Raw genomic sequence first — 25,161 nt, 5'->3', positions numbered from 1 at the left:
CAATATTATGGTTGATCGGAAAGGCTGGTCACTTTCGTTTTTTTCTTCAATAATCCGGGTTGCTCCGCAAAGTCAGGCGATACCGGTGTGGTTGTTTCAACCGTAAACGGCAGCGTTTTCCGCAAAACGGGAATATCGATCTCCGGCTGAACAGCGGCCAGTGCAGATAATTCATTCACATGTACAATGCGGAACCGCGGGCCCGGAACAGGTTTTGTTTTTTTCTCAGGCGGCATGATCAGGGAAGCAGCCGGCGGTAAGCCTGTGTGCGGTACCATTTCCGGCGGCTTCGTTCCGGCCGTTTCCGCATTCACTGCAACTGGTGCCGGGTTGTTCATTGCTGTTGTATCCATACGGGCTTGTGTTGCGGCAACGGCTGCTGTATGTTTTTTTATATCATTTTCATTTTCGGGCAGGTCTGTTACTGCTTCCTGCTTTTTATGAATGAGCTGTGGCTGGATATTGACAGGTGCGGCAGTTGTTATTTCTCCCGCAACCGGGGTGATCTTTTGCGGTGCATGCTGGACCCATACCAGGCTTCCTCCGGTTATAGCCAGCAATGCAGCAACCCTCAGCAAAACAATACGTCGTTTTTTTGTATGTGGCTTCAACTGCGCTTCCAGCCGGTTCCAGGTATCGCCGGCGTTGAAATGAATGCCTTCCGGCAGTTCGCCGAGACCAGAAAGCCTGTCGCGCATCAGCTCATCTGCTTTTTCGTTTGACATACATCTCTTTTTGGGTTAACAATTGCTGCAGCATGGCCCTTGCCTTGCTCAACTGCGACTTGCTCGTTCCTTCTGTTATACCGAGCAGGCCCGCGATCTCTTTATGGGAAATCCCCTCCATTACGTACAGGTTGAATACCGTGCGGTAACCCGTTGGCAAACCGCCGATCAGCCTGAAGATCTCCGCGGCGCTCAGGTTGCTGATGGCTTCTTCGGGAATCCGGGCGTCTGCTGCGGCAAGGTCTGTTGTAACCAGGAAACTGTTCTTTTTCCGCAGTTCCTGCAGGCACTCGTTCACCATGATCCTTTTCATCCAGGCCACGGATGCCATTTCGCTCGTATATTCAAATGCTGCCAGGTTGCCGAATACTTTGAGAAACCCGTTCATGAGCATTTCCTCTGCAGAAGCGTCCGTTTTCATATAACGTCTGCATAAAAGAAAAAAGGGAGTAGAATACCTGTCGAACAGGTATTTCTGGGCAGTAATGCTGCCCTGCCGGCATTCTTTCAGCAGTTGTTGTAATTCCATCGGATTGCTTGATGCAAGATAACAAATGCCATTGCCGGATGAAAGGTTGCCCGGAATAGAAAAAGCGAACCATAATTGATTCGCTTTTTAAGAAGATCCCCCCGGATCTGTCTGCGGGGTATAGACCTGAAAAAATTATGCCAGTTTAATCCGTTTCGCGATTATTTCCACAATACCCGGAAACTTCCGGTCCAGGTATTGGCGGGTTTGGTTACGGAAGTAACGGTTACTGTTGCCACGCAATAAACCTGGCCCATGGGTAATCCGGATATGGTTACGGTTGAAACAGCCGCTGTAGTAGTGTATTCCGTAGAATAAACACCCACGCTGTTATCTTCTCTTTTTACGTTCACATTTACCTTAACACCGGATGAAGGCATTTTGCTGAGCACTTCTACCGTAAACGTATGTGAGCTGGAAATAGATTTGGCGGGGTTATCTGTGTTGAGTTTTACACTCAGGTTTTCTTCCTCAGGTGTGGAAGTTCCTCCACCACCCCCTTTACCACAACCCGTAAATACTACCGCAAGGCAGCAGAACAGAACAATTGCGATACTTCTTTTCATTATCATTTGCATCTCAATGGGCATTTATAACAGGATACGAAAAAAGCAATAACTGCTGTTTCCTGTTGCTAATATAGCATTCTCCCGGCAGAAAGACTGCGCTGTACAGGGTTTATTTCATGGCTTCCAGGTCTTTCTGCAGCCTGAACATTTCGTCGCGCAGGCGTGCCGCTTCGATGAAATCCAGGTCGCGGGCTGCCTTCTCCATCTCTTTTTTGGTCTTTCCGATGGCTTTTTCCAGCTGCGGGATGGTTTTATACACTTCCTGTTCTTCTGCCACCTTATTTGCGAACGGCTCTTCGGTATGAAGCGCATGGGGGTCTGACGGATCATAACCCTTGATATCCAGCACCGATGTCTGGGCAAAAACCTGTTCCTTGCTCTTGGTTACCGTACGCGGTGTAATGCCGTGTTCCAGATTATAGGCGATCTGCTTTTCCCGGCGGCGCGCTGTTTCATCGATCGTTCGCTGCATGCTCATGGTAATAGTATCGCCATAAAATATGACCAGTCCGTCTACATTCCGTGCCGCACGGCCTGCCGTCTGCGTCAGGGAGCGCTCATTCCTTAAAAAGCCTTCCTTATCGGCGTCTAGGATCGCTACCAGCGACACTTCCGGCAGGTCAAGGCCTTCCCGTAGCAGGTTAACACCTACCAGCACATCTATTACACCCAGCCTCAGGTCGCGGAGGATCTCCACCCGCTCCAGCGTATCTACTTCACTATGGATGTATTTCGATTTGATATGAATCCGGGCCAGGTATTTGTCCATTTCCTCCGCCATTCTTTTGGTAAGCGTGGTTACCAGCACCCGGTCGCCTTTTTTTACCCGCTTGTCAATTTCATTCAGCAGATCGTCGATCTGGTTTACACTCGGACGTACTTCTATCGGCGGATCGAGCAGGCCTGTAGGACGAACCACCTGTTCCACCACCACACCTCCGGTTTTTTCAAGTTCATAATCGCCGGGTGTGGCGCTTACAAAAATGGTCTGTCCGGTCAGGTTTTCAAACTCGTTGAAATTAAGCGGCCGGTTATCAATGGCGCTCGGCAAACGGAAGCCATATTCTACCAGTACCAGTTTCCTGCTCCGGTCGCCGCCATACATACCCGCGATCTGGGGAATGGTCTGGTGGCTTTCATCGATCACACATAAAAAATCCTTGGGAAAGTAATCAAGCAGGCAGAAAGGTCTTGTACCTGGCCGGCGACGGTCGAAGAAACGGGAATAGTTTTCGATACCGTTACAATAGCCCAGTTCACGGATCATTTCAAGGTCATATTCCACGCGTTCTTTGATCCGTTCTGCTTCCTGGTATTTGCCGATACTTTTAAAATATTCGTGCTGCGCCATCATTTCATCCTGGATCTCGGCCATTACATCGTGAATAATGTCTTTGGGTGCGATGTAAAGATTGGCCGGGAAAATAGCAGCATTATCCATTTTACTGATGCGCTTGCTTGTGCCCGGATCGATGGTTTCAATTTCTTCAATTTCATCGCCGAAGAAAGTGATGCGGTAGCCATAATCCACATAGGGCAGGTTGATATCAACCGTATCTCCTTTTACCCGGAATGTGCCGCGTGTGAAGTCTACCTGGCTCCGGTTATATAATATATTCACGAGGTTGTGCAGGAATCCCTGCCTGGAAAGCACCTCTCCCTTGCTGATACGGATGATCCCGTTTTCATACTCGGTAGGGTTACCCATACCATAGATGCAGCTTACGCTCGCCACCACAATAATATCACGGCGGCCGCTCAGCAGCTGTGCTGTGGCCTGTAACCGGAGTTTATCCAGCTCTTCATTGATGCTGAGGTCTTTTTCAATATAGACATTGCTTACCGGCATATATGCTTCCGGCTGGTAGTAATCGTAATAGCTAACAAAATAGCCTACCGCATTCTCGGGAAAGAACTGTTTGAACTCACCATAGAGTTGCGCAACCAGGGTTTTGTTATGTGTGAGTACCAGTGTGGGGCGCTGCAGGTTCTGGATCACATTGGCCATGGTAAAGGTCTTACCGCTTCCGGTAACACCAAGCAACGTCTGATACTGCTCACCGTTCTGAACAGCTTCTGTAAGTTGCCTGATCGCTTCCGGCTGATCGCCCGCAGGCTGGTAAGGAGTATGTAGTTTGAATGGCATAATATAAAAGCGTATGGTACGAAGTTAGAACATAAGGCGAAACGGGAATATGCAATAAACAGGCCTGCTGTAATATTTGAACCTGACCGTCTCCTCCCGGATAAGTAATTTTGCGGCTCAAAGATCCTATATGGACATCCTTCGTTACCAGGCAGATTATCATAATGAGTTAGTACAGCTTTGGGAGGCTTCGGTACTGGCTACACATCATTTTCTCGAAAAGAAAGATTTTGAAGCCATCAGGGAAATGGTTCGCTCTATGGATTTTACTGCATTAGACGTTTATTGCGGTTTTCTCGGGAACAGGATGGCAGGTTTTATCGGCATTTCCGGCACGATGATCGAAATGTTATTCATGCATCCGGAAATGATCGGCAAGGGATATGGTAAAACATTATTGCAGTTTTCAATCGAAAAAGGAGCAAAAGAAGTAGAAGTCAATGAACAAAACCAGCCGGCGTTTTGTTTCTATAAAAACATGGGATTTGAAGTAAGAAACAGGCAGGAGCTGGATCATTCGGGTATGCCTTATCCTTTATTGAAACTGGTGTATAAAGAACCGGGTGCAGGCGTATAACCGTCTTTTCAATTTTCGTTTTTCTGTCATATTTCAGTTAATGTTTTTGTTAAAGGAATGTTTACGTTTGTGTTTTCAACGCCGCTTGGCTATTTTCGCAAACCTGATGTCTAAAAAGATCATAAATATCTTCCTGGTACTGGTTTTATCCATACAAATGCTGCCGATACAGCAAATGGGTAAAATGCTGTTCTCCAGTCAGTTCACGGAAGAGATCCCGCATTCCATGGATGCCAAGGAATGTATGGGTAAGGCCGAAGGCAAATCAGATTTCATCTCTACCCCAACGGTAACGCTTACAGCGTCTATTGTTTATATTTCTGCTCAGAGACCCGTGGTGGCGGAGCCAATCCCGCTTAACCATACGGAAGATATACACGTGCCACCGCCGAACCAGGCCTGATCTTCACTGTGTTCGCATTATAATCTCCCTATCATTTAATTTTTTACGTGGCATGAAAAAGTTTTTTAAACATGCAGGCGCAGACGTGTCTGCCTCTATTGTTGTATTGTTGGTGGCGTTGCCCCTTTGCCTTGGTATTGCCCTCGGCTCCGGCGCACCATTGTTTTCCGGCATCATTGCCGGTGTTGTGGGCGGTATCGTGATCGGTATTGCCAGCGGCTCGCAGTTAAGCGTGAGCGGTCCGGCTGCCGGCCTCACCGTGATCGTGGCAGCGGCGATCCTCAAATTACAGGTATACGAAGCCTTTTTGCTGGCAGTAGTGCTGGCGGGTGTGCTGCAGGTGATATTCGGTTTCATGAAAGCCGGTGTGATCGGCGATTTCGTACCCAACTCCGTGATCAAAGGGATGCTGGCCGCCATCGGTCTGATCCTGATCATGAAGCAGTTCCCGCACCTGATCGGCTACGACAAGGACTTCGAGGGCGACGAAGCTTTCGCACAGAGCAACAATGAAAATACTTTTTCGGCCCTGTTCAGCGCGGTACGTTTCATCACGCCAACGGCGCTGATCATCGGTGGCATCTCCCTGTTATTGCTGATGCTGTGGGAAACTGAGAAGATCAAGCGCATCAAGGCGCTCAAACTGGTACCGGGTCCGCTGGTAGTAGTACTCGCCGGAACCCTGATCAATGAGTACCTGCGTGGCAGTGGTGCAGCATCTGCACTGGAAACGAAGCACCTGGTTACATTACCGGTAGCAGAAAACATCTCTTCCTTCTTTTCATTTTTCACCTTCCCGGATGTCAGCTTTCTGAAGAACCCGGATGTGTGGACATCGGCGATCACACTGGCTATTGTAGCCAGCCTCGAAACCCTGCTGGGTATTGAAGCAGCCGACAAGCTGGATCCGCTGAAAAGGGTAACGCCTACTAACCGCGAACTGAAAGCGCAGGGCCTGGGAAATATCGTTTCGGGCATGATCGGTGGTCTGCCGCTGACCTCGGTAGTAGTAAGAACCTCAGCCAATATTTCTTCGGGCGCCAAAAGCAAAATGTCTACCATTCTGCATGGTCTGTTCCTGCTGTTGTGTGTGATGCTGGTTCCGACACTGCTGAATAAAATTCCTTTAAGTGCACTGGCAGCAGTGCTTATCTTTACAGGGTATAAGCTGGCGAAAGTTTCTTTGTTCAAGGCTTTTTACAAGAAAGGCTGGGATCAGTTCATCCCGTTTGTGGTAACCATTGCGGCGATCCTGCTGACGGATCTGCTGGTGGGAATCCTGATCGGCCTCGGTGTTGGTCTGTTCTTTATGATCCGGAGCAACTTCCGTTCTTCCGTGTTCGTGGTGAACGACAATAACAATTACCTGATCCGCTTCAGGAAAGATGTATCCTTCCTGAACAAAGCCATCGTCAAAAGGAAACTGGAAGACGTACCCGGCAATGCAAGCGTAATCATTGATGCTACAAGAGCAGATTTTATCGATAAGGACATTATAGAAGAAGTGAACAACTTTTTATGCCATGCACACCTGAAAAAGATCAGGGTGGAGGTGAAGAAAAGTCAGAATAAATCAATGCACACATTATTTAACGAACCTCAAAACCTTTCTTAAAATGCATTCATACGAGAAATTATTACTGGAGAACAAAGCGTGGGCACGAGAAAAAGTAGAAGACGATGCCGGATATTTCGACAGGCTTGCCCATATACAAACACCTGAGTTTTTATGGATCGGCTGCAGCGACAGCCGCGTACCTGCCAACGAGATCACCAATACCCAGCCGGGTGAGATCTTCGTTCACCGCAACATCGCCAACCTCGTGATCCATACCGATGTGAACCTGCTGAGCGTACTGGAATATGCCGTAACACACCTGAAAGTAAAACACGTGATCGTTTGCGGTCACTACGGTTGCGGCGGTGTGAAAGCTGCCATGAGCAATCATGATTTCAAACAGGTTCTGAACATGTGGATCCGCAACATCAAAGATGTTTACCATACTCACAAACCAGAGCTCACCGCCATCCAGGATGAGAACCAGCGCTTCGACAGGCTGGTAGAGCTGAACGTAATGGAACAGGTTATGCACCTGGCTAAAACATCCATCATTCAGCGCGCCTGGAAACACGACCAAAGGCCTGACCTGCATGGCTGGGTATATGGTCTGAAAGACGGGATCATCAAACCCGTTTTCGAAATGAGGGCCAATACCAATATTGATCCTTTGTACGAATACGACGATTTATAGTGGGATTTGCAGTTGATTATAAAAGAAGCCCGGACAAGATTGTCCGGGCTTCTTTTTTGCGGGAACAGGAATGTTTTATATGATTGCTGAACTATTTTAATCTACTTCATCATGAGCCAGCCCGATTTTTCCGTACGTGCTTTCCTGCCTAAAGATGCAGAAGCGCTTGCCGTACTGACTACCGAATTAGGATACCCGACTACAACAGCACAAATGACTGCGCGTATGGAAACCATTTCTGCCTGCGCCGATCACTGGACTTTTGTTGCAGTAAGGGAAGGAACGATAGCTGGTTATATCGGCATGAGCAAACAATTTTTCTGGGAGCAGGACGGGCATTTCATCCGCATCCAGGCACTGGTGGTGAAAAAAGAGTTCCGCAGGCATGGAGTGGGCAAACTATTGATCGAAACTGCTGAACAACTGGCCGGATTCAACGATGCAAAAATGCTGCTGCTGAATTGTGGCAACCGGGAAGAACGGCAGGCCGCGCATTTGTTTTACCCGGAAATGGGGTTTGAGGCGAAGTCGACGGGTTATGTGAAGGGAGTGAAGATATGACCGAGTTTTATAGATTGAGGGGGCAATATGAAGTAGGGCTCTCGCAACTGTTTGATCCCGGAGAACAATTTTGCACCCACTTAATTAATATCGGATTATTTTTTTATCCTATCTAAAGCAATATGTTACGACTCAAAACACTACGAAAATTTATCCTTGTTTTCGTTCTTTCATTACTACTGGTGTCAGAAAATGATGTATCCGCCCAGCTTGCAAATGGTAATTATGTCTTATCAACATATGATGAGGTCTATTATATACATCTTTCAAATGGTAGATACACGCTCTTTAGTAGCAAAACAAATGACCTTACGGCTGATTCAAGGCAAGAGGTAGAATCTGTAGGGTCCGGCTTTTATGAATCAAAGGGTGAGAAATATTTATTTTCTTTTGACAGCTGCAACTCCCCCTTGAAAGACTTCGCTAAAGATAGCCTGGTTTGCAGTTTTACCAGTAATTCAAGCAGCACCGCTACTTCAATATCTATACGGTTAAGCTTTTTTATTCAGAATCTCAATAATAATTTTTTAGTCATTACGACTTGTAGTGGACAGAAACTATGGTATGCTTTTAAGGATTCCGCAATCTCCAGAGTGATTCCCGATTCAATCAACATAAAGCATATCAATCTGAATATAATGGGGATGGATTCCAAAGAGTTGCCATATAATCCCACCTTCAACCAACTTGAGTACACTTACTTTGTAAATGATAAAAGCAGTAACATCATTACTTTAAATGAAGTGTTGCGAATTGCATCTACTAAAAAAGGTCGAAGGCCTAAAGATGAACTTTATATAAGACCAATGAATGAAAAGGACATAAGCTATCTGAAGAAAGCTGCTATTAATAATTCACAAATCGCCTTTCTTGTTAAACACTGGTTCGACTAGCCCTCCACACTCTTCCTGCTATTCCTCCCTACAGCATAATGCGGTTTCAGTTCATCATAAATAGTACCGTAAGAACTGTTGCCGGATAAGGAAGCATTCTTCGAATTGTGAAAATAAGCACGGGTCTGTTTCAGGATCTCGTTCCCAAGAAGCAGTTTTGCATCTTCCAGCCTGGTTTTTACTTCTTCCAGTTCCGATAACAATTCGCCGTATTGCTTGTAAAGCTGTACATAGTTGTTACAGGTGGTTACATCCACATAAGCCGGCACGGTATTCGGATTTTTGCGCATGTACTGAACGGCTTTCTCCACAAATTCCTTCTTTTTATCGTTCAGCTTGAACATACTCCGCCTTTCGGTAGGCTTTAATTTGATATTGGATGGGATCATGTTACGTAAAGCAGCAATATTCTGGCGGATAGACATCAGCTCGGATCCCACAAAGCTTCTGAAGGAGGCCATAAGCAGCAGTTTGCACTATATAACGCCGATCCGGCCCGGAAATTGTCCGGTCCGGATTAAAAATCACACCACCTGCTTACCAAATGGCATCAGCGCCAGCTCTACCAGTTTCAGGTGCTGCCGCGCAAACGGGATGCCGATGATGGTAATACCCAGCAGCAACGCAAATACCAGGTGCACCAATGCCGTATACAGACCGCCGAACAATAGCCAGATAATATTGCAGATCAGCGAAAAACAACCGCCACCACTTTGCGTGTTGACCACTTTTTTGCCGAAAGGCCATAAGACCAGTCCTGCCAGCTTAAAACACTGCAAGCCCCAGGGAATACCGATCACGGTAATACATAACATAAACCCGCCAAACAGATAGCCGACGCAGGCCCAGAACCCGCCAAACAAAAACCACAACAGATTACCGATTGTTCTCATAAGTACTTCTTATTAACAGGCCTAAGCTACGATCTCTTATGCTGTTTTTTCACATGTATCATCTGATTGTTAAGATTATGCATGTTTTTGTACCTGTTTGTGTGTACATCCTATTTTTGTCTCCCTGACAATCCCCAAACTATTCCCGCGGCGGCACAATTTTTAAGGCCTTTTCTACGTTAGAGACAGGCAATTGTTCACTTTAATCAGAATTGATATGAAAACGAAGAGTTACTTATTTGCGGCCATGGCCTCTGTGCTATTATTTTCCTGTGTGAGCCCCAAAAAATTAAGACAATCAGAAGCCAAGTATGCTGAGCTGAGCGCCACCTACCTGGACCTGCAGGCTAAATACCGTGCATTACAGGATGAGCTGAATAAAGCCAACAACCAGAATACCGATCTGACAACCCGTAAAGCTGCGCTCGAAAACCAGATCAGTGAGCTCAACAAACAGATCGAATACCTGAAAGCCAACAATAATACCGTGCTGAACCAGCTGAAAGACCTTTCTGTAGTAACCGGTTCTCAGGCGGAAAGCATTAAGAAATCACTGGAAAACATCGGTGCAAAAGACCTGTACATCAAAGACCTGCAGGGTTCAATTGCCCGTAAGGATTCCCTGAACATGGCGCTGGTGATGAACCTGAAGGGCGCTATCGGCAATCTCGATGACAAAGACATCAACATTAAAGTTGATAAAGGCGTGGTATATGTAGACATCTCCGACAAGCTGCTCTTCAAGAGCGGAAGCTATGATGTTACCGACAGGGCGAAAGAAGTGCTCGGCAAGGTTGCCAAAGTGCTGAACGCACAGCCGGAGATCGAATTCATGGTTGAAGGTCATACTGATTCTCTGCCAATCCGCAGTGCCGGCATTGCAGACAACTGGGACCTGAGTGTTAAACGTGCTACCAGCGTGGTGCGTATCCTGCAGGACACTTACGGCCTCGATCCGAAACGCATGACTGCCGCCGGACGCAGCCAGTACCTGCCACTCGCAGACAATACCACTGCAGAAGGCCGTTCAGCCAACCGCAGAACCAGGATCGTGATCCTTCCGCAGCTGGATCAGTTCTTTAAACTGCTGGAAAGGAAATAATTAAGCTTCTTACCGCTGATAGACAAAAGCCGCCTTCCATAGGCGGCTTTTTCATAAATATCCTATCCCTTTCGTTTGCTGTACTTTTTGTTTACATTCGGGGTGAATTCCTGGCCATACTTACCACCCCCCAACCTATTTATAACTGATCATAACCTATGCGCCCACGCCTGAAGCAATATGCTGTATCTATTGCAATGCTATTCCTGAGCATTGGCAGCATTACTGTTGCCCGGGCCGGAGATACAACCATGCATGCCGTTAATGGTGTGATGGATCTCCGTAACACCAATCTGTCAGGAAACATTGTTTCGCTGAACGGCGAATGGGGGCTTTACTGGGAGCAATTGCTTACTGCCATTAACGACAGCTCCGGCAAACTGACCTCTTATGTTGCCTTTCCCGTAAAATGGGCCAATACCATCGTTGCCGGAAAACCTTTGCCCGCCAAAGGCTATGCCAGTTATTCCCTTACCGTATTGCTTCCGAAAAAAAGACCTGCATTAGGCCTGGAAGTACCCGACACTTACTCTTCTTTCCAGCTTTATCTCAACGGCAAGCTGTTCGCTGCTGCCGGGAAACCAGGAACAAGCAAAGAGACAACTATCCCGCACTGGGAGGAAAAAACAATACAGCTCGACGACGATCTTGATACCCTGCACCTTGTTTTACAGGTAGCTAATTTTCACCACTCAAAAGGCGGTCCTTATAAAGAAATAAAGGTCGGCGACTATGATACACTGTTTTACAAACGCCAGGAAACACAGGCTTATGACCTGCTGCTTACAGGCTGTCTCTTCATGGGCGGACTTTTCTTTTTCGGCTTATACCTTTTCGGCAGGCATGATAAAGTAATCCTGTTCTTCTCATTATTCTGCCTTTTCTATAGTTACCGCATTATCGGTTCCGGTTATTATGTATTGCATACTTTATTTCCCGGCCTTTCGTGGGTAACTACCATTCACCTCGAATACCTGAGCCTTTTTATAAGTGTCGCGTTTTTTACATTATATACTTTATACCTCTATCCGAAAGATGCCAACAGGTATATCATGTGGGTGGAGATCTGGGCCTGCCTGTCGCTCGCCGCGGTGGTCATCATTTTTCCGCCAACCGTTTTCACACAACTTATCAGTCCTTTCCTGGCGGTGATGTTCAGCGTGATCGCCTATGCCTTTTATGTATATATCAAAGCTGTGCGGAACCGGCGGCTGGGTGCACCCTATGCACTGATCAGTACGGCTGTGGTGTTGCTGGTATTTGTTATCATCAACCTGCAGTACTTCGGTTTTGTAAAGCCTCAGAAAGCGCTTTTGTTCACCGGGTATATTTCCTTTTTCTTCCTGCAGTCGCTTATACTTTCTTTCCGGTTCGCTTATACATTAAATAAGGCCAAGAAAGACGCGGAAGAAGGATTGCGTGCCAAAAGCGATTTCCTGTCGAACATGTCGCACGAGATCCGGACGCCGCTCAATTCCGTGATCGGCATTTCGCATATGCTGCTGGAAGAAAAACCGCGAAAAGACCAGGAAGAAAGATTGCAGGTTCTGTTGTTCTCTGCCAACAGCCTTCTGTCCATTGTGAACGATATCCTCGATTATAATAAAATCGATGCCGAAAAGATCCGGTTCGAAAAGATTGAAATGGATCTGTCCGGTATCGCACGAAACATCATCGGGGGACTTCAATCTGCGGCTGATGATAAGGGCATTGAATTAAGGCTCAAAATAGATGATGCTTTCATCAATCGTGTGATCGGGGATCCTACAAGGACCGCACAGGTGATCAGCAACCTGGTGCAGAATGCGATCAAATTCACCAAGGAGGGGTTTGTACAGCTCGAGATCAAGCGTGAAGTTGTAAACTATGATAATGTTACCGTAACCGTAAGTGTTACCGATACAGGCATCGGTATTGAACCCGAAAAACAGGGGCTCATTTTTGAACGTTTTTCGCAGGCTGACACATCAACCTCGCGTCGTTTTGGCGGCACCGGGCTTGGGCTTGCCATCTGTAAAAAGATCCTCAGCCTGCAGGGGTCTTCGCTGCAGCTGAAAAGCGAACCGGGCAAAGGTTCTACTTTCTGGTTTACACAAACTTTTCCGATCAGTCACCTTGCACTCAGCGAAGAGACCAGGCAGCCGGCACTGGTTGTTTCCAAAGACGGGCGCAAACCATTGGACAGCATCCGTATCCTGCTGGTAGAAGATAATGAAGTGAATATTCTTGTAGCGCGATCTTTCCTGGAGAAATGGGGGGCAACCATCGATGTTGCAAGGAATGGCCAGGAAGCGCTCGATATGGTGGATCCGGAAAAGCACCGGATCATCCTCATGGATATGCATATGCCGGTAATGGATGGGTTTAAGGCAACCGCCATGCTGCGGCAGAAAGGAATCCGCTTGCCCATCATTGCGCTTACAGCCAACCTGCCGCATGAAACAGCACCGGGGCTGGCCGGGCTCGATGTTCGTGAGATCATTGTAAAACCCTTTGTTCCGGATGATTTTCTGCGGGTGATCCTTCATTATACAGGCAGTTCAGCAGGCAATTAAAACACTTCGGTCTGTGTAAAAAAACGACTTTCTGCAAAGGAACCGCCTCCTCTTATACCAGCTTATCCCGGTTCATACCATAGTTGACAACAGCAGTATTTAAAGACAGGAACTTTAATATCACAACTGCTGTTTATGCTTAAAACCATTCTTGTTACTGTATTATTTGCGGGTATTTCCACTGTAGCTTTTACCCAGGCACAGGTGAGCGTCGGCGTACGTAACGAACAGGGCGCGCCGCTTGAACAGGCTATAGTAGAACTGCTACGCCCGAAAGATTCATCGTTATACAAATCCGTACTTGCCGATAAAGAAGGCCTTGCCGTACTGGAACGCGTAAGTCCCGGCAATTATCTCGTAAGGGCTTCCATGGTAGGTTACGCTTCCAGGCTTACGGAAGCATATGCCATTACGGGTAATATTACCCTTCCCGCTATTGTACTTACAGCACAGCCCAACCAGATAAAAGAAGTGACCGTTACTGCCCGCAAACCATTTATTCAAAAACTGAACGACAGGATCGTTGTGAATGTTGAAAGCAGTATCATGAATGCAGGTGCGTCGGCCATGGAAGTACTGGAGCGTTCTCCCGGTGTTTCAATAGACCAGAATGATGTGATCGCATTAAGAGGCAAACAGGGGATTACCATCATGATAGACGGGAAGCCATCGCCTATGTCGGGCGCTGACCTCGCCAATTATCTGCGCGGACTGCCGTCGAATGCAATAGAGCGTATCGACATCATCACCAACCCTTCTGCCAAATTTGATGCAGCGGGGAATGCAGGCATTATCGATATCAGAATGAAAAAAGACCAGCGCATGGGCACCAACGGAACAGTTTCCGCCGGTTATGGCCAGGGTGTTTATCCGAAAGCGAATGCGGGTGCAACATTCAACTATCGTACAAAAAAAATAAACCTGTTCGGGAATTATAATTATTCAAAAAGAAAGGGTTTGAATCATCTCACACTGGATCGTAATTTTTATAACAATGGCGTCTTCAGTGGCGGTGACCTGAAAGATAATTATGGTACCAGCCCGGGACATTCGCATGCTATGCGTTTCGGCGCCGACTATTTCCCTGATAGCAAGAACATCATCGGCTTTGTACTAAGCGGAAACATCAACCGGGGCAACCGCAGAACAGATAACCAGTCCACGGTGATCAATGCCCAGCACAACCCCGCATCTACTTTCCAGACAACGGCAGAGAACGGGGATAAGAGCCATAATATCCTGGCCAATATCAACTATAAACATCAGTTTGCTGCTCCTGGTAAAACGTTCACTGCCGATATCGACTACGGCAGCTTCTCTTCCAATTCACTTTCTGTTACCGGCACGCGTTATTATAACCTCGATGGCAGCGTACAGCAACCAGCCTATATATTACAGGGCGACCAGCAGGGCAAGCTGACCCTGCGTACCGCCAAAGCCGATTTTGTTAACCCCTTCAAAAACGGGTTGAAGCTGGAAACGGGCATGAAAACCAGTTATGTTTCCTCCGATAATAATGCGCTGTTCTACGATATAAGTACCGGCACACCACAAGAGGACATCAACAAAACCAATCGCTTTTTCTATGATGAATTCAACAATGCAGCTTACCTCAATCTTTATAGGGAATATAAAAAACTAGACGTCCAGGTTGGCCTTCGCGCTGAGCATACCCATATCAAGACAAAGCAGGTAAAGGGCGATATCCGTTTCGACTCTTCTTACCTCCAGTTGTTCCCGAGCGCTTTCGTCAATTACCGTTTTACGGAAGACCAGACGCTGGGCATTTCAGTAAGCCGCCGTATCGACCGGCCGGCTTACTCCCAGCTCAATCCTTTCCTGTTCCTGATCGATGTTACTACTTACTCAACCGGAAACCCCGCTTTGCTGCCGCAGTTTACCTGGTCGTATGAACTTTCTTATACATTGAAAAATATCGCGGTGACGCTGGGTTACAGTCATACCGTGAACGACCAGAATATTGCCATCGCGCGTTTCAAAGATGTATTCCCTAATATTCCTCAGGCGGATAATATTACCGTACAGATTCCCGTCAACCTCAGTTCTTCCGATTATTTTGGTGTAACGGTAACGGCGCCTTTCCGCATCAGCAATGCATGGAGCATACTGAACAATATCAACGCCTATTACAATAAATACAACGGTCGTCTGGGCACAACACGTTTAAACAACGGCAGGCCGGCTCTGGACCTGCGCACCAATAATAATTTCACCATCGGCAATGGCTGGTCTGCAGAACTGAATCTGAATTTCGCCAGCGGCGGACAATATGGTTTTATGGTGATGGACCCGCAATGGGGTATCGGGGCCGGCGTTCAGAAAACGGTCTGGAAGAATAAAGGAACCGTCCGTTTCAATATCAGCGATATCTTCCGTACCAACCTGCCCAAAGCAGTGATCACTTACGATAATTACATTGAGAAATGGCATGCAGTAAGAGAGAGCCGTGTTGCCAATATCAGCTTCACCTACCGTTTTGGTAAGAATACTGTACAAGCCGCACGCAAACGCAGCACGGGATCTGAGGAAGAACGCCAGCGTGCAGGAAATTAAATCAGCAACAGGGCATCGGTACTATTGCCGGTGCTCATGTTTTTTTTCCAGTAAGCGAAGGTGAAACTGCAGCCGTGATATAGTATCCTTTTGCAGGAACTGGCGCAGGTGTTTGTAAAAATGGCTGTGATCGTAATAACCGTAATCTGAGGAATCGAAGGTTTCCGGCGACATCACCAGTTTTTCCGTAGCCCGCCTGATCCGCAGCGTCTGCCTGGCCTGCTTGGTGCTCATACCGGTTGCGGCTTCAAAATAGCGCTGCAGCGTACGCGACGAAATATTGTAGCGTGCCGCGATGTCTTCTATGGAGGTTGTAAAATCGTTGCAGGTTTCCCAGTTTTTCAGCACTTCGGAAACAATATGCACAGGGGTTGATGTGCCTGCATAACGGTTCAGTGTTTGTTTGAAGTACGCTGTAAGCAGGTACACACGTTCATGAAAACTGCCGCATTTTTTTACCTGGTCCAGAACGGTCTTGTCTACCAGGTAACTCAGCGGAAATATATAATCCCGGTATTCGGAAAAGTTGATCTTCTTTTCGAGCAGGATCGGCGACACTTTAAACTTGATCCCGAACAGTTTGTTCCCGCTTTTATGATAGCACTCCAATGCATCATGCCTTGGCAGGAACCCATCCGTTTTCATATTGAATTTCCGGTTGCCGATCTGCATCACAAAAGGGGAACCCAGGTTAATGAGGTAAGTGTACCCTGTATTCGGGAACAATACATCTGAAAAGCCATCCGGGTAAATATTCCACAATTCATCAAAACGTGTTTCCCAGAAAAAATCTATGTAGGGCAATAACTCTTCAACCGCTTTAATACGGTGGTATTGCTGGTTGAAATGATCGGTATGCAGGAATTCTATGTGTTGCACGGTAACGCTTAACTAACGTAATTTACTCCTGCAATTTTAGCGGAGTACGTTTTTTTCGTTGTACGGCAAATAAAAAGGCCGGACGTGCAAATTGCAGGTCCGGCCGGGTAAAAGCGTTCCGCTTCTTATTGAATATTATGCAAGCTTTGAATGCGAAAGATAATAGTTGTTGTCGCTGTAGATGAACAGACAACTGCCACCTTTGATCGTTTCTATGATCTGGCGGTGTACATTTTTAGGCACTGCCGGACAGCCCTGGCTGCGACCAATAAAGCCCTGTCTTTCCACAATGCTCTCGTCTGCGTAAGAAGCACTGTGCATTACAATACCGCGGGCGAGTGCATTGCTGTTAAATCCGGATTCTTCCCCATTAAGACGCAGCGAGTAACCGTTTTTGCCATTATAAGTCTCTTCGGTAACGTAAAAACCCAGGCTGCTTTTGTAGCTGTTCGGCTGGTTCGAAAATACTGTCGCCATTGCCTGACCGGAATTGCGGCCATGAGAAACATAAGTATTGAACAGCAACTCCCCGGTTTCCAGGTTGATCACAAATAATCGCTTTTTCCCGGAAGGAAGACTGAAATCCAGAATAGAAATAATATCGTCATTGCGCAGACGGCCTTTTGAGTCGAGCTGGTTATAGCCATTCATCGCATGTTCAAATGCGCTTTTTGAAAGTCCGAGAGAATCCAGGTTCAGTTTCTCATAAAGAGCCATTCTTGATTCAATGGCCGGGGAAGGCATGGTTTTTTTAGCTTCTGCAAATACAGGTTTTTTTGAGGAAGCCGGCATCGCGATCACGAAACTCATACAGATCAGCAGTGCAGTCAGAACAAAAATACCCGGTCCGAAGTAAGATTTAAATCTACCCATGTAAAAAATTGCTTTAGGTTATTAAAAATTAATTAAATGTGTAATTAGCCTCGTAAGCAGATGGATTTTGGTAGATTGGCTTTGAAAGAGCACAAATTTAGCCCTAAAACGGGGCTAAAAAGCGTTATGCCTGTTCTTTAACAGCTATTTCGCAAGGTGGGGAAAAAAAATCCCGCCTCTGTAAGGGCGGGATTCGCAGTTGGTTGTTGGTTGTTAAACCTTTGTAATAATATTTAAGACAGTCTTTTGTCGATTTCGCTGCAAAGACCACTAAAAATTTCTTCTACCGTTCCCTCCCCCTTCACCTGCACTACTTTATCAAAGCCGCTATAATACTTTGCAACAGCCGATGTTTTATTATGATATTCTGTAATACGAGCCCTGATTACGGCTTCGTTGGTATCATCGCTGCGTCCGCTGGTGAGTCCGCGGTTCATCAGCCGGCTGATCAGTTCTTCTTCTGAAACTTCAAGTGCTAATACCACGCCAATCTCTGTGTTTTTCAGCTTGAGCAGCTTATCCAGCGCTTCGCTCTGGGCTTCTGTGCGTGGAAATCCGTCAAAAAGAAACCCCCTGGCTTCCGGGTTGGAATCGAGTGCTGTGCTGATCATGCCGATCACCACTTCATCCGGAACCAGCTGACCTTTATCCATAAAGTTTTTAGCCTCAAGGCCCAGTGGTGTTTCCCTGGAGATCTCGCTGCGGAGAAGATCTCCGGTAGAAAGATGTTTCAGCCCGTATTTGGCTATGAGTTTTTCACTTTGTGTTCCTTTCCCACTTCCCGGAGGTCCAAACAGAATAATATTAAACATGTACAAACTAACCTTGAGTGAGCAACAAATATAAGACCTGTGCTTTAAAAAACATTTAACAACCTTTGAAAAGCTTTGAAATCCTTGAATTTCAAGCCAAAACAAACAAGTGTTTGTTAATCATAGCAATCTGTTAGCACCAGAGATCCGTAACTTTATTGTATCAAATCATTTATAATGAAACGAATCATCTGCCTGCTGCTGTTCGGTTTTGCACTTCAAAGCTGTTATTCGCAGCCGGGCAAAAAAAAACCTGAAAATATGGACGTACATAAGAAAAACGATAATCCTTTCTACTCAAGGACAGACACCAGTAAAGTGACTGTGAAAGATGAGGACTGGAAAAAAGTATTGTCTGCCGATATGTATTATATCGCCAGGCAGAAAGGGACCGAAAGACCCTGGACCAGCAAGTTTGAAAACTCTAAAGAAGTAGGAACTTACTATTGTGCCGTTTGCGGCAACGCTTTGTTTAAAAGTGATACCAAGTTCGACAGCGGATGCGGCTGGCCCAGCTTTTATGAGCCGATCAGCAAAACATCTATTATTTACCTGCCCGACCATTCTTTGGGAATGTCGAGAACAGAAGTTCAGTGCGGACGTTGCAAATCGCACCTCGGACATGTATTTGAAGACGGTCCGCCACCAACCGGGTTACGCTATTGCATCAACGGTGTAGTGCTTGATTTTGAAAAAGCCAGCGAAGCCGAGAAGAAATACAATGAACAGAAAAAGAATCCATAATTATGTTTTACCGCACTATCCTGGAGTTTAGCTTCAGGATAGTGTTTTATGTTTCCTGCTGAAATACACCGCCGCGAAAACGGTAATAGCAACCCCCGCCACGGAGAGGATCATCACGCTCTGCGAAAAGAATGCTACCCAGTTCAGCTTAAGCTTAAATACTTCCTTGCTTACCAATACACCCACACTGCCCAGGTATCCGAATGAATCTGCGAGGTAGATCAGGAACCCGACATTCCCCGTAAAACGAAAAGTTGCGATCAGTCTTTCGAAGAATACGGAATTGAAAGGAATATATACCATGTAAAGCCCGAGACCGGCCAGCGTCATCCACCACACGGGGTCCAGCATCTGTTTGCCAAACATCCATGTAGATACGCCCGCAATAGCAAACCCGAGTGCTATAAAAAAGTGAGACAACATCAATGCACGGAAACTGTTTTTGATGAACACCATGCTGCCGATGATCACCAGTATGATGAGCGTGATCGGTGTTTCTGTTTTAGAGAAAATAGCCGGTTGCATACCATAGCCCATTTCCTTCCACATGTCTGCGCTGAAATTATCACGGATGTCGCGGAAAATAGTGGCAAAAGCATAGATCAGGATACAGGCAACAAGTCCTGGCATAAAACGCCTGACGAACATTTTCCGTTCGGCTGCATTCATAGGAGAACGGTTCATGCGTGCCGCAATATCTTCTTCATCAGGCGGTGGTATGCGTTCGAGGAGGTATAAAAAACAAAGCAGCGGAACAGCAAATACAAGTCCGGTACAGAACGGTACCCAGAATTCGGAGATCCCGAATGTGACCAGCAACCAGCCGCCTACCGATTTCACAAAGCCTGATGCAAAAATAAAACTCACAGCAAGAGCTGCGCCGATGAAGTCTGTACTCCGCCTTCCTTCAATATAAGAGAACACCACGCCCCATAACATCCCCAGCGGAAAACCATTGATGAAAAGGAAAACAATATTATAGGGTTGCGGAACAAGAGCGAACAACAACCAGGCTGCCCAGGAAATCCCTACCAGCAATAAAATAATCCGGTTCCGACCGAATCTTTTCAGTTCGGATATGAATTTAATGCCATAGAACTTAGCCATCAGGTAACCGATCATCTGGCTCAGCACCAATAATATTTTATAACTGAAGCCGCCAACAGTGATCCCGTCGAACGTACATACCGTATATGATTTCCGGAAACCAAATACCATTGTATAGGTAAGAAAGGCCGCAATGGCTGCATAAATGCCTGTCTGGAATGCATTTCCCCTGAAGTAAGTTTTGTTTTGTCTTTCGGTGTTCATTACAATCGTTGAGGGATAAATATAATGCACTCTTCACCGATTCTTCCCTGTATTGCAAAAATTGCGGAAATCAAACTGTAGTTTTGCGGGTTGAACAGCATAAAAGAATCATATGAATCAACCGAAACTCAGTCACCTGGCAGAAACCCTTATCGGAAGCGAGATCGTGAAGCTGGGCAATGCCATCAGTGAGCGTATCCGCCAGGGCGAGAAGATCTATAATTTTACGATCGGGGATTTCGATCCTTCCATCTTCCCGATCCCTGCAACGCTGGAAGAACTGATCGTTGAGTCTTACCGTAACCGCAATACCAGCTATCCCGCAGCTGAAGGAGTGCTAGACCTGCGTAACGCGGTTTCTTCATTCCTGAAAGATCGTGAAGGACTGGACTATGCAGCCAATGAAATACAGATCGCTTCCGGTGGTCGCCCGCTTATTTATACTGTTTTCAAAGCAATCGTGGATAAAGGCGATAAAGTGATCTACGGTGTGCCTTCCTGGAATAACAATCACTACACACACATGACGGATGCCGAACATTGTGTGATCGACTGCAAGGCTGAAAATGATTTCATGCCAACGGCTGATGATATCAGGAAAAACATCAAAGGAGCTACGCTGATCTGTATCTGCACACCACAGAACCCTACAGGTACCACGCTGAGCAAAGCAGCGCTGGAAGAGATCTGCGACCTGATCATCGAAGAGAACAACAGCCGCGAAGCGGGCGCCAAGAAATTATACCTGATGTTCGACCAGATGTACTGGACCCTCACCTTCGGTTCCACACAACATCATAACCCTGTTAGCCTGCGCCCCGAAATGAAAGCGTATACCATTTTTATCGACGGTATCTCCAAAGTCTTTGCTGCCACGGGTGTACGTGTTGGCTGGTCTATGGGGCCAGCGCCGGTCATTGCAAAAATGAAGGCGATCTTAAGTCACCTCGGCGCCTGGGCGCCGATGGCAGAACAGAAAGCGGTTGCAAAATACCTGCTGCAGACAGAACAGATCGATGCTTATCTCACGCAGTTCAAGTCTGAAATAGAACTGCGCCTGAAAAATATATACAACGGGTTTATTGCATTGAAGGAAAAAGGATATGCTGTGGATGCCGTATCGCCGCAGGCAGCTATCTACCTCACCATTCAACTGAACCTCAAAGGAAAAACCACTGCGGAAGGACAGCTTCTTTCAACCCAGTCTGATGTAACATCTTATATCCTCGGCGAAGCAAAGCTGGCGGTAGTTCCGTTCTCTGCATTCGGTGCCGGCAGCGATAGTGCATGGTACAGGTTGAGTGTGGGTACCTGCAAAAAAGAAGAGATAGCAGAAATGCTCGAAAAACTGGAGGCGGCGCTGGCTAAACTCAGCTAAGAATTATGGGCAGGCCCTGCGGGGTGAAAGCAAGATCAGTTTTTATTGCTGATGAAAACAAAAGGCTTTTTATCGCGCAGGGCTTTTTCTATCAGGTGAGGTTTGGAGATGATCCTGCTGCGGTTGATATTGATCACTTCATTTGCGGTACAGAAATTCTCCCAGGATTCGGCATGGTATAAAAGTTCGTGCAGCTGCTCTACCTGACGTTCAAAAGCTGCTCCGCTCATAGGCTTATTGCCCGTCAGTACAAGAATATCCCTCGACGTATCTTTCATGCTCACCGCTTTACCTTTCTTTACTTGTGCACAGACGGACAACCACAGAAGCTGCTCTTTTTCCCCTTGCCAAATACACCGCAGGAAGAGAATGCTACTGTTATTATCAACAGCGCAACAATCATTTGGTTTATTTTCCGTTTCATATTATACTTTCGAAAGTACAAATTTACTTTTTTAAACTCACACGCCCATGCCACCGCCGGTAACATTTAACAAAGGAAAAGTGCTGGTGGCACCGCTCGACTGGGGTCTCGGACATGCCACGCGCTGCATTCCCCTCATCAGGGCACTCACCGCTTCGGGTTATGAAGTACTGGTAGCAGCAGAAGGTGCACAGGAGGAGTTGTTGCGCAGGGAGTTCCCTGAACTTCAGTTTATGTATTTAGCCGGTTACAGGGTGAAATATAGTAAAGCACGCTGGTCCTTGCCGTTTGTGCTTATGAAACAGGCACCTTATATATTAAAGATCATTGCAAAGGAACAGGCCTGGCTGAAACAAACCATAAAAGAGCATAATATATCGCTGGTCATTTCAGATAACCGTTACGGGCTTTATTCGGATTCGATTCCGGCCGTATTTATTACCCACCAGCTTACTATTAAAGCGCCGTTCAGCTGGCTGGAAAAATTACTGCGGAAGATCAACTACCGTTATATCAACCGGTTTACGGCCTGCTGGGTACCGGATATGGCTGTTACGCCTGTTGCCGGTGTTTTATCACACCCTTCAGAAATGCCGGATGTTCCGGTTCATTATATGGGATTGCTGGCCCGTTTTGAAGCGGAACAACTGCCCGTTATCTATGATCAGTGTATTGTTCTTTCAGGACCCGAGCCGCAGCGGACTCTACTGGAGAAATTTATTCTGAAAGATCTTCCGGCATTGAGCGGAAAAACAGTACTGGTTCGTGGCAAACCGGGCGATACACAGGAACTGAATGTTCCCAACCATGTAACTGTATACAATCATCTTGATACCGCAACGATGGCCAGGGCATTCGTTCAAAGCGATCTGATCATTTGCCGGAGTGGATATACAACTGTAATGGAGTTGTTGCAGTTACGTAAAAAAGCATTGCTTATACCAACTCCCGGGCAGACAGAACAGGAATACCTGGCGCATACATTAATGGAATCAGGTTTTTGCTTCAGTGTTACACAACAGGAACTGAAACTCTTACAGGATACAGATAAAGCAAGAACATTTTCTTACCGGTTTACCAACCCCGAAATCTTTAATGGCGTGAAATTACAGCAATTGTTGGCTGAACTAAATCGTTAACCCAGCAGTTTCGGGTAATCGAAAAACCAGAAGGTCTTTTCGGCCTCTGCAAAATCGGCCCAGGTATCGGCATGTACTTTTACTCCGAAAACAGCACAGGTGGGCATATCGTCAATGCGCGTTGCCGTAAGTTCATTTACAAAAGCAGTGATGCCCGGATTGTGTGCAAAAACAGCTGCGGTATTGACTGATGAAGGCAGTTCGCTGATCACCTTATAAAAAACAGGCGGTGGTGCATGATACAGTTCCGGCATGCGCATGATATCCTGTTCCGTTTTGTGAAATGTTCTTGCGAAAAAAATGGCGGTTTGCATAGCACGTAACGCCGTACTTGAAACCAATGCGTCGGGTTGGATATGATGTTCCGTTAAACGCTGCGCCATGACAGGTGCATCGCGGCGGCCACGGTCGTTGAGGTCGCGGTCGAAATCGCCCAGGTTGCTATTGCTCCAGCTGCTTTTTGCATGTCGTATCAGCAACAGGTGTTTCATGGTTCGCCTTTTTAGGCGCTAAATATAGTACGTTATGCATACGCTTTCAACCGTTTTTTAACGGATATTTTACCAGTTTAATACCTGTAATGCTATCACCCATTTTCCGTTTTCACGGATCCAGACCCGCATATAATTGCTCGCTTTTTTATCATTCACCACTTTTCCGTACACATAGGCAAGATCTTCCGCTGGTGCCAGAAAACCCCCGGCGGTCTGGAATACAAGTCCAGCAGGCATTACCTTCAGTGCCTCCCTGATCTTTGCGTTTCCTTTTACGGGCAGGCTGTTGTTAATATTAAACCACGAACGTTCAGCAACAAAAGGCAGCAATGCATCCGCACCCTGCTGCAATGCACCGTTCAGTGTATTTTCGATGGCGAGCAGTGAATCGTAAAGGATTTTCTCTCCTTTCGCAGGTAATGTAATCCGTTCTACTGTTGTGACCGGGGCATGTACCAGTTTTCCGTAAGAAACGCCCATATCGGCCATGCATTTCCATTCTCCGTTTGCGTTCATTTTCCAGATAGATGAAAAATTTCCCGCGTCCACAATACTATCTCCTTTCTGCGGGCTGAACGTATACGGGCCCGTGGTAAAACCGAAATCACCACCGGCACTCACCACGGCAAATTCAGGCTCCCATAAAAGCACGCCGGGCGACTGCGGTGCTTTGGTATATCTTTCTATCGCATTAAACGCCTGGCCGCGGCCAAAAACGAGTCCGGCACTGTCGAAACTTCTCAGGAAGCCCGATTTGATATTATTTTCTGCTGTATATGCTGCGAATTTTTTCTCTGCACTGATCAAGCCTTCAATTCCCTTCTGGGCCAAGAGCGTGTTTGTCTGCAGCAACAATAAGAAGACAGGTAAGAACAGGTAATTTCTTTTCATGGTAAGCAATTTTCCGACAGAACGTCGTTCAATTAAAACAGGCCCCGCACTTGTTGCGTAGGCCTGTTTTTTGCTCTGCTTTAACATACTGCTTATAAAAAACCCCAAACTTGAGACGAATGATTGCGGTTAGCATTCTAACCGGTAGAGTGCAAATATGAACAATAAACCATCGTTCATAAATCGCATGAGTATGTGAAAGAAAACGGTCCGGACCGCCTTTTTTACGTGCATTTTCAGGTAACGCTTCGTTCGTCAGCAGAAAATGCCGTTTATCAACCGAATCCGGTTGCCGGCGGCCAGAGAGTATCACATAAATATGTGATCGCCGGAAAAGAAGATACGTTGCTATTGTCGTCTGAAATGCTTTTTTATCCAACCGAAATGCAATAGTGCGGCCATCAGTAATATAGGATTTCGTCTCCGGTAACCCGCAG

General features: G+C 46.5%; 26 protein-coding genes. 13 read left to right on the top strand and 13 right to left on the bottom strand.

What is annotated here, in order from left to right; all coding sequences use genetic code 11:
• Positions 1-5: 5 nt before the first annotated feature.
• The 4 genes from B5D42_RS07830 to uvrB all read right to left on the bottom strand — a co-directional run bounded on the left by B5D42_RS07830 (position 6) and on the right by uvrB (position 3,969).
• Positions 6-725 carry a hypothetical protein gene (locus B5D42_RS07830; protein ID WP_078830895.1) on the bottom strand — a complete coding sequence of 240 codons (720 nt, stop codon included), beginning with the start codon at positions 723-725 and terminating at the stop codon, positions 6-8.
• Positions 703-1,254 (bottom strand): RNA polymerase sigma factor, encoded by a 552-nt coding sequence (locus tag B5D42_RS07825; protein WP_078830894.1) that lies wholly within the window; start codon positions 1,252-1,254, stop codon positions 703-705. The genes B5D42_RS07830 and B5D42_RS07825 overlap by 23 nt, the downstream gene beginning before the upstream one ends.
• Before the next feature lie 161 nt (positions 1,255-1,415).
• Positions 1,416-1,820: a hypothetical protein gene (locus B5D42_RS07820; protein ID WP_139367046.1), complete on the bottom strand. Its 405-nt coding sequence runs from the start codon at positions 1,818-1,820 to the stop codon at positions 1,416-1,418.
• A 112-nt stretch (positions 1,821-1,932) separates the two neighbouring features.
• Positions 1,933-3,969, bottom strand: coding sequence for an excinuclease ABC subunit UvrB (gene uvrB, locus B5D42_RS07815; RefSeq protein ID WP_078830892.1), 2,037 nt, complete (start codon positions 3,967-3,969; stop codon positions 1,933-1,935).
• A gap of 130 nt (positions 3,970-4,099) precedes the next feature.
• Here uvrB and B5D42_RS07810 point away from each other — a divergent pair, with 130 nt between their 5' ends.
• From B5D42_RS07810 to B5D42_RS07785, 6 genes are all read left to right on the top strand, one after another.
• Positions 4,100-4,546 (top strand): GNAT family N-acetyltransferase, encoded by a 447-nt coding sequence (locus B5D42_RS07810; protein WP_078830891.1) that lies wholly within the window; start codon positions 4,100-4,102, stop codon positions 4,544-4,546.
• A gap of 106 nt (positions 4,547-4,652) precedes the next feature.
• The gene (locus B5D42_RS07805) at positions 4,653-4,949 is read left to right on the top strand and encodes a hypothetical protein (RefSeq protein WP_139367045.1); all 297 of its coding nucleotides are present in this window, start codon (positions 4,653-4,655) and stop codon (positions 4,947-4,949) included.
• A gap of 52 nt (positions 4,950-5,001) precedes the next feature.
• A complete protein-coding gene (locus B5D42_RS07800) occupies positions 5,002-6,564 on the top strand; it encodes a SulP family inorganic anion transporter (protein ID WP_078830889.1) in 1,563 nt (520 codons plus the stop codon).
• A 1-nt stretch (position 6,565) separates the two neighbouring features.
• Positions 6,566-7,201, top strand: coding sequence for a carbonic anhydrase (locus tag B5D42_RS07795; protein WP_078830888.1), 636 nt, complete (start codon positions 6,566-6,568; stop codon positions 7,199-7,201).
• 111 nt (positions 7,202-7,312) lie between these two features.
• Positions 7,313-7,762, top strand: coding sequence for a GNAT family N-acetyltransferase (locus B5D42_RS07790; protein WP_078830887.1), 450 nt, complete (start codon positions 7,313-7,315; stop codon positions 7,760-7,762).
• Positions 7,763-7,884: 122 nt separating this feature from the next.
• Positions 7,885-8,655, top strand: a complete 771-nt coding sequence (locus tag B5D42_RS07785) for a hypothetical protein (protein WP_078830886.1) — start codon at positions 7,885-7,887, stop codon at positions 8,653-8,655.
• Here the strand turns inward: B5D42_RS07785 and B5D42_RS07780 are convergent.
• Both B5D42_RS07780 and B5D42_RS07775 read right to left on the bottom strand, forming a co-directional pair.
• Positions 8,652-9,116, bottom strand: coding sequence for a hypothetical protein (locus B5D42_RS07780; protein ID WP_078830885.1), 465 nt, complete (start codon positions 9,114-9,116; stop codon positions 8,652-8,654). The genes B5D42_RS07785 and B5D42_RS07780 overlap by 4 nt on opposite strands.
• A 63-nt stretch (positions 9,117-9,179) precedes the next feature.
• Complete coding sequence (locus B5D42_RS07775; RefSeq protein WP_078830884.1) at positions 9,180-9,548, bottom strand: YccF domain-containing protein; 369 nt, start codon at positions 9,546-9,548, stop codon at positions 9,180-9,182.
• A gap of 217 nt (positions 9,549-9,765) precedes the next feature.
• On the opposite strand from B5D42_RS07775, the gene B5D42_RS07770 reads away from it, so the two are divergent.
• From B5D42_RS07770 to B5D42_RS07760, 3 genes are all read left to right on the top strand, one after another.
• The gene (locus B5D42_RS07770) at positions 9,766-10,650 is read left to right on the top strand and encodes an OmpA family protein (protein WP_078830883.1); all 885 of its coding nucleotides are present in this window, start codon (positions 9,766-9,768) and stop codon (positions 10,648-10,650) included.
• Positions 10,651-10,808: 158 nt separating this feature from the next.
• Positions 10,809-13,205, top strand: coding sequence for an ATP-binding protein (locus B5D42_RS07765; RefSeq protein ID WP_078830882.1), 2,397 nt, complete (start codon positions 10,809-10,811; stop codon positions 13,203-13,205).
• Between the two features lie 135 nt (positions 13,206-13,340).
• A complete protein-coding gene (locus B5D42_RS07760; protein ID WP_078830881.1) occupies positions 13,341-15,779 on the top strand; it encodes a TonB-dependent receptor domain-containing protein in 2,439 nt (812 codons plus the stop codon).
• Positions 15,780-15,800: 21 nt separating this feature from the next.
• Here B5D42_RS07760 and B5D42_RS07755 read toward each other — a convergent pair whose 3' ends face one another.
• From B5D42_RS07755 to B5D42_RS07745, 3 genes are all read right to left on the bottom strand, one after another.
• Entirely contained in the window at positions 15,801-16,658 is an 858-nt protein-coding gene (locus tag B5D42_RS07755) for a helix-turn-helix domain-containing protein (RefSeq protein WP_078830880.1), read from the bottom strand.
• 135 nt (positions 16,659-16,793) lie between these two features.
• On the bottom strand, positions 16,794-17,531 hold the full coding sequence (locus tag B5D42_RS07750) for a murein L,D-transpeptidase catalytic domain family protein (RefSeq protein WP_078830879.1): 738 nt from the start codon (positions 17,529-17,531) through the stop codon (positions 16,794-16,796).
• A 233-nt stretch (positions 17,532-17,764) separates the two neighbouring features.
• Complete coding sequence (locus B5D42_RS07745) at positions 17,765-18,343, bottom strand: adenylate kinase (protein ID WP_078830878.1); 579 nt, start codon at positions 18,341-18,343, stop codon at positions 17,765-17,767.
• A 177-nt stretch (positions 18,344-18,520) separates the two neighbouring features.
• Between B5D42_RS07745 and msrB the strand changes: the two genes are divergently transcribed.
• Positions 18,521-19,087: a peptide-methionine (R)-S-oxide reductase MsrB gene (gene msrB, locus B5D42_RS07740; protein ID WP_078830877.1), complete on the top strand. Its 567-nt coding sequence runs from the start codon at positions 18,521-18,523 to the stop codon at positions 19,085-19,087.
• A 33-nt stretch (positions 19,088-19,120) separates the two neighbouring features.
• Here msrB and B5D42_RS07735 read toward each other — a convergent pair whose 3' ends face one another.
• Positions 19,121-20,398 (bottom strand): DUF5690 family protein, encoded by a 1,278-nt coding sequence (locus B5D42_RS07735; RefSeq protein ID WP_078830876.1) that lies wholly within the window; start codon positions 20,396-20,398, stop codon positions 19,121-19,123.
• 112 nt (positions 20,399-20,510) lie between these two features.
• Here B5D42_RS07735 and B5D42_RS07730 point away from each other — a divergent pair, with 112 nt between their 5' ends.
• Positions 20,511-21,776, top strand: a complete 1,266-nt coding sequence (locus tag B5D42_RS07730; protein ID WP_078830875.1) for a pyridoxal phosphate-dependent aminotransferase — start codon at positions 20,511-20,513, stop codon at positions 21,774-21,776.
• 35 nt (positions 21,777-21,811) lie between these two features.
• Here the strand turns inward: B5D42_RS07730 and B5D42_RS07725 are convergent, their stop codons facing one another.
• The gene (locus B5D42_RS07725; protein ID WP_139367044.1) at positions 21,812-22,054 is read right to left on the bottom strand and encodes a hypothetical protein; all 243 of its coding nucleotides are present in this window, start codon (positions 22,052-22,054) and stop codon (positions 21,812-21,814) included.
• Positions 22,055-22,247: 193 nt separating this feature from the next.
• Between B5D42_RS07725 and B5D42_RS07720 the strand changes: the two genes are divergently transcribed.
• Positions 22,248-23,339, top strand: coding sequence for a glycosyltransferase (locus tag B5D42_RS07720; RefSeq protein ID WP_078830873.1), 1,092 nt, complete (start codon positions 22,248-22,250; stop codon positions 23,337-23,339).
• Here B5D42_RS07720 and B5D42_RS07715 read toward each other — a convergent pair.
• Positions 23,336-23,830 (bottom strand): SixA phosphatase family protein, encoded by a 495-nt coding sequence (locus tag B5D42_RS07715; protein ID WP_078830872.1) that lies wholly within the window; start codon positions 23,828-23,830, stop codon positions 23,336-23,338. The genes B5D42_RS07720 and B5D42_RS07715 overlap by 4 nt on opposite strands.
• A 69-nt stretch (positions 23,831-23,899) precedes the next feature.
• The gene (locus tag B5D42_RS07710; protein WP_139367043.1) at positions 23,900-24,724 is read right to left on the bottom strand and encodes a nuclear transport factor 2 family protein; all 825 of its coding nucleotides are present in this window, start codon (positions 24,722-24,724) and stop codon (positions 23,900-23,902) included.
• Between the two features lie 195 nt (positions 24,725-24,919).
• Between B5D42_RS07710 and B5D42_RS07705 the strand changes: the two genes are divergently transcribed.
• The gene (locus tag B5D42_RS07705; protein WP_078830870.1) at positions 24,920-25,117 is read left to right on the top strand and encodes a hypothetical protein; all 198 of its coding nucleotides are present in this window, start codon (positions 24,920-24,922) and stop codon (positions 25,115-25,117) included.
• Positions 25,118-25,161: the final 44 nt, after the last annotated feature.

Source organism: Sediminibacterium ginsengisoli (assembly GCF_900167075.1).
GTDB classification, from domain to species: Bacteria; Bacteroidota; Bacteroidia; order Chitinophagales; family Chitinophagaceae; genus Sediminibacterium; species Sediminibacterium ginsengisoli.
This window is presented reverse-complemented; position numbering and strand designations above follow the sequence as displayed.